This window comes from uncultured Limosilactobacillus sp. (genome assembly GCF_934202235.1).
Classification (GTDB): Bacteria; Bacillota; Bacilli; order Lactobacillales; family Lactobacillaceae; genus Limosilactobacillus.
This window is the reverse complement of the sequence record NZ_CAKPXS010000059.1, coordinates 1-8,094: the sequence shown is the minus strand read 5'-3', so window position 1 is coordinate 8,094 and position 8,094 is coordinate 1. Positions and strand designations below refer to the sequence as shown.

Annotated in this window: 7 protein-coding genes; 5 read left to right on the top strand and 2 right to left on the bottom strand. The window is 50.3% G+C overall.

What is annotated here, in order from left to right; translation table 11 throughout:
• The coding region (gene ltrA, locus Q0E49_RS07515) for a group II intron reverse transcriptase/maturase (RefSeq protein WP_295747627.1) at positions 1–1,313 on the top strand (1,313 nt) is incomplete at its 5' end.
• Positions 1,314–1,403: 90 nt separating this feature from the next.
• On the opposite strand, the gene Q0E49_RS07510 is transcribed toward ltrA, so the two are convergent.
• Positions 1,404–2,579: an MFS transporter gene (locus tag Q0E49_RS07510; RefSeq protein WP_295747625.1), complete on the bottom strand. Its 1,176-nt coding sequence runs from the start codon at positions 2,577–2,579 to the stop codon at positions 1,404–1,406.
• 129 nt (positions 2,580–2,708) lie between these two features.
• On the bottom strand, positions 2,709–4,124 hold the full coding sequence (locus Q0E49_RS07505) for an amino acid permease (protein ID WP_295747624.1): 1,416 nt from the start codon (positions 4,122–4,124) through the stop codon (positions 2,709–2,711).
• Positions 4,125–4,354: 230 nt separating this feature from the next.
• Between Q0E49_RS07505 and Q0E49_RS07500 the strand changes: the two genes are divergently transcribed.
• From Q0E49_RS07500 to Q0E49_RS07485, 4 genes are all read left to right on the top strand, one after another.
• Positions 4,355–5,398: a zinc-dependent alcohol dehydrogenase family protein gene (locus tag Q0E49_RS07500; RefSeq protein ID WP_295747621.1), complete on the top strand. Its 1,044-nt coding sequence runs from the start codon at positions 4,355–4,357 to the stop codon at positions 5,396–5,398.
• A 125-nt stretch (positions 5,399–5,523) separates the two neighbouring features.
• Entirely contained in the window at positions 5,524–5,793 is a 270-nt protein-coding gene (locus Q0E49_RS07495; protein WP_295747618.1) for a GlsB/YeaQ/YmgE family stress response membrane protein, read from the top strand.
• A gap of 226 nt (positions 5,794–6,019) precedes the next feature.
• Entirely contained in the window at positions 6,020–6,568 is a 549-nt protein-coding gene (locus tag Q0E49_RS07490) for an alpha/beta fold hydrolase (protein ID WP_295747615.1), read from the top strand.
• 41 nt (positions 6,569–6,609) lie between these two features.
• Positions 6,610–8,001 carry a C69 family dipeptidase gene (locus tag Q0E49_RS07485; RefSeq protein WP_295747612.1) on the top strand — a complete coding sequence of 464 codons (1,392 nt, stop codon included), beginning with the start codon at positions 6,610–6,612 and terminating at the stop codon, positions 7,999–8,001.
• Positions 8,002–8,094 lie beyond the last annotated feature (93 nt).

Here is an 8,094-nt window from a genome sequence, read left to right as displayed (position 1 = left end):
AGTACACAAGGGCGCGTAGTACCGATTATGGTGAAGGTAAAGGTATGAGTGTCACTATCCAAGACTTAGTCTTGGATCGCAATAACCTTAATCAGGCTTATTTGCGAGTTAAGAGAAATAAAGGAACAGCGGGCATTGATGGCATGACTGTCTTTGACCTCCTGCAGTACCTTAGAGAAAACAAGGCGGAATTAATCACAAGTCTGCGTGATGGCAGTTACAAGCCGGCACCAGTTAAACGAGTAGAAATTCCGAAATCTAATGGTGGAGTAAGAAAACTTGGAATCCCAACTGTTGTGGACCGATTGGTCCAACAGGCATTGGCCCAAATTCTCACTCCTATATTCGAGCGTGTTTTCTCCGATAATAGTTTTGGTTTTCGCCCTAATCGTGGAGCCCAAGACGCAATCGCAAGGGTAGTTAATCTATATAATCAGGGTTACCGACGAGTAGTCGATTTAGACCTCAAGGCCTATTTTGATAACGTCAACCATGATTTGATGATTAAATACCTCCAACAATATATTGATGACCCATGGACATTAAAGTTAATTCGCAAGTTTCTGACTAGCGGAGTCTTAGACCATGGGCTTTTCGCTAGAAGTGATAAAGGAACCCCACAAGGAGGTCCATTATCGCCACTATTAGCGAACATCTATCTGAATGAGTTGGACAAAGAGCTAACCAGACGTGGTCACCACTTTGTGCGTTATGCGGACGATTGTAACATTTACGTTAAAAGTCAACGGGCGGGAGAACGTGTAATGCGAAGCATTACCAGCTTCCTCGAAAAACGACTGAAAGTTAGAGTTAATCCAGATAAAACCAAAGTTGGTAGTCCTTTACGATTGAAGTTTCTTGGCTTTTCATTAGGTGTAGACTGTAACGGCGCCTATGCCCGACCAGCTAAGCAATCGCAAAAGCGAGTTAAACAAGCACTAAAGCTATTAACCAAGCGTAACCGAGGAGTATCCCTTGAGCAAATGTTTGAGGAAATTCATCGAAAAATGCGTGGCTGGCTTCAGTACTACTCAATTGGAAAGCTGGCCGGCTTTATTCAACGCCTTGACCAATGGTTGAGAGCTCGAATAAGGCAATACATCTGGAAACAATGGAAGAAACTCAAAACTAAAATTATTAACCTACAGAAGTTAGGCTTGACTCGCCGCGATGCATATACTTTCGCTAATACCCGCAAGGGCTATTGGCGAACGGCACATAGTAAGACATTAAATTATTCCTTAACGAACAGAAAACTGGAGCACCTTGGACTAATAAATTTGTCCAAGACGCTCCAGTCAATTCAAAAGTGATTAAGTTGTCGAACCGCCGTATACGGAACCGTACGTACGGTGGTGTGAGAGGTCGATAATTGAATTAATCAATTATCTCCTACTCGATTGTTAGTGGTGGTCGATGGCGCCGTTCAGCCGTTTCCGCCAGATCAGGTAGACGATGAGCATTAGCGGCAATAAGGCGAGTTGCACCAGGTAAAAATCATGGATTGGAAAGATGGTATCGATGACCCCGCCGAGGATTGGCCCCAGGGTCATCCCAATATCGAGACCGAGGTAGAAGGTGGCGCTGGCTAAGCCTTGTTCATCCATCGGTGCTAGCAGCATTGCGGTTGCCTGGAGCACTGAATAAATGACCCCGTAGCCGACTGCCATCCCGGCGGCGGCTAAGAACATCAGCCAGTTATTGGTCATCACCGCCAAGAAGGTAACGTAAAGTCCGGTGGCCACCCAACTGACCCAGAACCAAACACCGAACCGGACGGTATCGAAGGCGGCCTTGAAAATAATTCGGATGGCCAACAGGATTACGGCGTAGATGAGGAAGTAAGTACCCACGGCGACGTTCACGTTCCGTTGCTCAACGTAGGAGACAATGTCGGCCTGGGTGGTGAAATAGGGGATGGCAAAGAGGGTGGTGAGGATAGCGACGGGCAAAACATTAGGCTGAATGATCTGAAACGCGGCGTGTGGACGAGGGTGGTGCAACTGAACTGGTTGACCATGGTCGCCAACAAACTGGACGCAGATAATCATCAGCAGGGCTGCCGCAGCGGCAAACATGATCGACTTGCGGTAGCCGATGAGGTGGTAGAGGTTAATTGATACCGCCGGGGCGACGGCCATAGCGAGGGCGTTCATCAGTCCATAGAATCCCATGGCCTCGCCGACGTGCTGGCGGGGAACTAACAGCGCTAGCCAGGTGGTCATGCAGACGGTGGCCAGGACAAAACCAGTCCCGTTGAGCAGCCGGAAAACCAGTAATAATTCGCTATTGGGAGTCAGAATATAACCAAGAATGCCTAAAAAGATCAAGACGCCACCGATAGTGGCTAAGAGGTACTTGGAAAAATGGTCGGTGAGGTTCCCAGCGACCGGTCGTAAAAACATGGATGCGAGGCTCATGATGCCAACGATCAGTCCGGCAAAGACGGCCGTCGAACCCAGCTCTTTCGCGTAGCCGTTAATTAACGGGTTGATGAACATCGTGCTAAACATGAAGAAAAACGACGCCATCATGACGAGGACAACGTCCTTAGTATAAAAGGATTCCTTTTTCTGCAAATTATTGCCTCCTTGTGGCTTTTTTGAGTATTGTGACGGCCGACAAAAGAAAGAACCCGCCACGTTTAAATGGGTGGAAACGTGCGGGTTCATCCATTGCAACAGGAGCGACCATCCGGGTGACGGTTGCTAGTTAGCTTTCTTTTTTGCATCAGCATCATGAGGTGTCTTGTCGAGTCCCCAGCGGTGCAGGTAGACTGCCGTGGCGACGATCAACACAACTGCACCGACAATCACGGAAATCCGCGTATCGGGGTTGATAAACATGAAGATGACAATGACCACCAGCATGATGAATGCAAAGTAGTTAGAGAAGGGGTACAGCGGCAGTTTGAACGGGTGGTGAGCCATCACATCCGGATTGTTCTTGCGGAAGCGCAGCTCGGCCAGCAGGATAACGAACCAGGGGATCATCCCTGGTAAAACGGATGAACTAAAGACGACGACGAACATATTCGAGGCCGACTTGTTCATGGCCGTTGCAACCATGTCGAGAATAAAACCAATCAGAATCCCGCCAGAAATACCGTAAATAGCGTGGTTGGGGACCACCCGGTTGGAAATGTGGCGGAAGTACTTTGGGGCATCGCCTTCTTCGGCCAGCTTCCACAGCATCCGCGATGAGGAGTAAATCCCCGAGTTAGCCCCGGAGAGGGCGGCCGTTAAGACAACGAAGTTGATAATGGACGCAGCGGCAGTGATCCCGATCTTAGCGAAGGTTTCCACGAACGGCGACCCAATCATCCCAATCTTGTTCCACGGGTAGATCGTCACGATCACGAAGATGGCACCAATATAGAAGATGAGGATGCGGAAGAGGACCGACTTCACCGACTTGACAATCGCTTTTTGCGGGTTAGCAACTTCACCAGCCGAAATGCCCAGCAACTCAATTCCTTCATATGAACCGACGACGATGGACATGGAGAAGAAGAACCCCTTGATCCCGCCAGTAAAGAAGCCACCATGGGCCCACAAGTTGGAGAACCCGGTGGGCTGGCCGTGATTACCAAAACCAAAGAAGATGACCCCCAAGCCAAGGACAATCATCAGAATAATGGTGACCACCTTAATCATTGCAAACCAAAATTCTAGTGACCCGTAGGCTTTGGCCGAAGCTAAGTTGGCGATCGTCAGGAAAAAGATAATGACGATCCCCGCTATCCAGGTCGGGGTATGCGGCCACCAGTACTGAAGGTATTCGGTGGCGGCAATGACTTCGGACATCCCGACAACGATATATTCAAAGACGTTGGCCCACTTGGCAATGTAGCCGAAGATCGGGTGGACGTACTCGGTGGCGTAATCGGCAAAGGAGCCGGTTCCAGGATTGATGTAGATCATTTCGCCGAGGGCCCGCATGACAATGTACAAAATCACGCCGACGAGGGCGTAGGAGAGCATTACTGAAGGACCAGTCCACTTAATAGTTGACTGGGACCCCATGAAGAGGCCGACACCGATGGCTCCGCCAAGGGAGATCATTTCCATCTGGCCGGCGGTCATTGAACGTTTCAGTTCCGACTTGTTTTGTGACTGGCTCATAATTGTTTCCTTCCTATTAGAAACGTTTTTCTCATCGTTATCTAATTAAAGCTATAAATACTTTATCGACCAACGCGCCAGAATGCAATAGTTAATTTGAGAGATTTTCTCAGAAAACGGTTAACGGACAAAAATTTTTTGTGCGTCCGCTTGACCTCAAGTTGACTTGAGGGGCTAGACTAAGGTTGTAGGGAAAGTTTTGTGTTTTGTGTAAGGAGGACAACCTAATAATGAAGAAAGCAATGTTTATTAAGGCTGGCCAAATGGCCGTTGAGGACGTTGAAATGCCCAAGATTCAAGCACCAGACGATGTGATCTTAAAGGTGGTGCGCGCCAGTGTCTGTGGATCTGACTTATGGTCTTTCCGCGGCCTTGATGAGAAGGCGGCCCATTCTGAGAATACCGGTCACGAAGCACTGGGCATTGTAGAAGCAGTTGGGGATGCGATTACGACCTTTAAGAAGGGTGACTTTGTGATTGCGCCGTTCACTCACGGCTGCGGGCACTGTGTTGCCTGCCGCAAGGGCTACGAAGGCTACTGCCTTAGCCACAGTGATAACTTTTCCAGTGGCTACCAGGCGGAATATATCCGCTACCAGCACGGCCAGTGGGCACTCGTGCGCATCCCTGGTCAGCCGGCAGACTACAGCGATAAGATGCTGGCAAGTTTGCAAGCACTCTCCGACGTGATGCCAACGGGCTACCACGCTGCTCGCTGCGCCAATGTTCAGCCTGGCGACACTGCAGCGGTGATTGGCGACGGGGCAGTTGGCCTGTGCGGGGTTATTGCTGCCAAGCTACGTGGGGCTAAGCGGATTATCTTGATGAGCCGGCACGCGGATCGGCAAGCTCTCGGCCGCGAATTTGGTGCGACCGATATCGTTGAAGAGCGTGGTGACGATGCCGTCAAGAAAGTGATGGCGTTGACCAACGGGGAAGGGGCCGATGCCGTTCTTGAATGTGTTGGTACCCGGCAGTCCACTGCCGAAGCTTTGCAGATGGGCCGGCCAGGTGCTCATGTGGGCCGGGTCGGTGTTCCCCACGATGAGTCATTTGACCTGGGCGAATTATTCTTCCGTAACGTAGTCATCGCTGGTGGTCCGGCCTCTGTGGCTTATTACGACAAGAAATTATTGCTAAAGGCGGTGCTGGACGGTGTGATCAATCCGGGGAAGATCTTCACCCAAACCTACTCCCTGAATGAGATTCAACAAGCTTACCAGGATATGGCCGACCGCAAGACCATCAAGTCCCTCCTGACCATTGATGATTAAAAGCAGGTTATTAAGAATAACTTAAGGCAAAGCGGCTAATTTGGTTACTAGTTGTCCAGTTGCTATACTGTAGATACAAAATATTTATTGTCCCAACTCGTCGACTAGAAAGGACGTGCTGAGATATGTTTCACTGGATTTGGACACTAATTGTTGGTGGCTTGATTGGAATGGCCGCCGGCGCGATTGTTCACCGTGGCGGCGCCATGGGATGGATTTCTAACATCATTGCCGGCCTGATCGGGGCCAGCGTTGGTCAGTGGATTTTCGGGGCCTGGGGGCCTCAAGTTGCCGGAATGGCGCTGATCCCGTCGCTAATTGGTGCCGTGATTGTGGTCCTGGCTGTTTCCCTTTTATTAGGATTGTGGCCCAAGGACAAGGCAGATGCCGCTTAACTGAACTTAGATTAGTAAGGGGGCTGTGACATAAGCCCCTTATCTATACTAAAAGTTAACAGGCGGTACAACAATGGCCCCTAACGTTCTGGCAAAGCCGAACGCTAGGAACCTATTGTTGCTCGCTGGGGCGTGACTACGAAGTCATAAATGACTTCTGTCACGCTCCCTTTTTTGTTTCACGACAGTGTTATAATGAGGTTAATTGTTGAAAGGGGACGTTAGTGTGGCAAATGCATATTTGATTCACGGAACATCAACGCGGGACGATGATTGGTTCCCGTGGTTAGAAAAGGCGGCCCGACCGTCAATTACGGTTAACCGGCTGGCAATGCCGGAGGCCTTTGCACCACACCTGGATACTTGGCAGCACTTCTTAGACCAGCAATTGCCAACTGAACCGGGGTTGACCCTGGTTGCCCACAGTTTAGGTTGCGTAACGGCCATCAAGTTTGTCCAGCGGCACCCGGAATTACGGAATGTTAACCTTGTTCTGGTGGCACCGTTTGACCGTCCCCTGAAAGGTAGTCCGTCACTTGACGAATTTGTTAAGGACCCGGTTGATTACCAGCAAGTAGCGCCGCGCTTGCACAAGGCGGTCGTGATTACTGCGAAGAACGACTGGATTGCGCCCTTTGAAAATGCCGAGCAAATTGCTCACGGCTTGGGAGCCAAGTTAATCGTCAACCTGATGGGCGGTCACTACCTGGCTGGCGACGGCTTTAAGGAGTTCCCACAGGTACTGGACGAATTGAAGTGGACGTTGGCTGACTAAGTTCATTTGTCGTGTCGTAAAAAATGAAGGAGAGATAACTGATGCCATGTACAACTATTTTGGCCGGAAAGAAGGCCACCGCGGACGGCTCAACGCTAATCGCCCGCAACGAAGACTTTAGTACGGCGTTTAACCCGAAGCGTTTTGTAGTGGTTACCCCGGACCAGCAACCGAAGAATTACCAGTCATTTACTAGCAAGTGTCAGGTTGATTTACCGGCGAACCCGCTCCGTTATACCTCATTGCCACAGGCCAACATCAAAACGATGGGGATCTGGGGTGAAGGTGGCATCAACGCCGCTAACGTCTGCATGTCAGCCACCGAAACCAGTACGACTAACCCACGGGTGTTAGGGATCGACCCACTGGTCAAGTCCGGGATTGGTGAAGAAGACTTTGTTACCATCACCCTGCCATACATTCACAGTGCTCGTGAAGGGGTACAGCTCCTCGGCTCCATGCTGGAAAAGTATGGTACTTACGAGTCAAACGGGGTGGCTTTCTCCGATAAGGATGAAGGCTGGTACATGGAAACCATCGGTGGCCACCACTGGGCAGCCAAGCGAGTCCCGGACGACTGCTATGTTGCAGCTCCCAACTGGTTTAGCATCACCGACTTCGACTTTGCTAGCGATGACACGCTGGCTTCGGCCGACCTGGAAGAAATGATCAAGCGGTACCACATGAACATCGATGGTGGCAACACCTATAACTTGCGGCACATTTTTGGCAGCCACAACGATTCCGATTATGGCTACAATATTCCCCGGCAATGGTACATTCAACGGTTGTTCAACCCCAGCGATGTGCAATCCCCAGATAATCCGGACCTGCCGTTTGCCAAGAAGCCAGAACACCTGTTGACAATTGAAGACTTCAAGTATGCCCTGAGTTCTCGCTACCAGCATACCCCTTACGACCCGTACGGCCGTGGTAGTGAGGGTGAGAAGCACGCCTTTCGGCCAATTGGTTTCCAGCGGAACCAGGAAGTTCACGTTCTCCAGGTCCGCAACGATGTTCCGGCTGACTTTGCTGCGATTTGCTGGTTGGCTTACGGACCGAACACCTTTAATGGAATGGCGCCATTCTATACCAACGTCATGGATACGCCGGCGCCATACCGTGATTCGAAGGAAAAGGACTTCGACATTAACAATATGTACTGGTTGACTCACGCCATTGCGACGATTGTGGACGAACACCCCAAGCGTTATAGTGCCAACATTGAAGCCCTCAAGCAAAACACCCTGGCGGCTGGACGCCACATTTTGCTGGAGACCGATCAGCAGGCTGCCCAGTTGTCTGGCAAGACGTTGCAGGAGAAGCTGCAAGCCGCCAACGATCAGACTGCTAAGGCCGCTCACAACCTGGCGATGAAGTGTCTGGGCGACATCGTCAAGGTCGGTGCTTTGAAGATTAAATTAAATTATTAATTCGTTGAGAATTAGCAAGGGGCTGTGACATAAGTCCCTTATAATGAATGAACCGTTCGGAATTCGCTGTAATTCCGAACGGTTCTTCTTTTT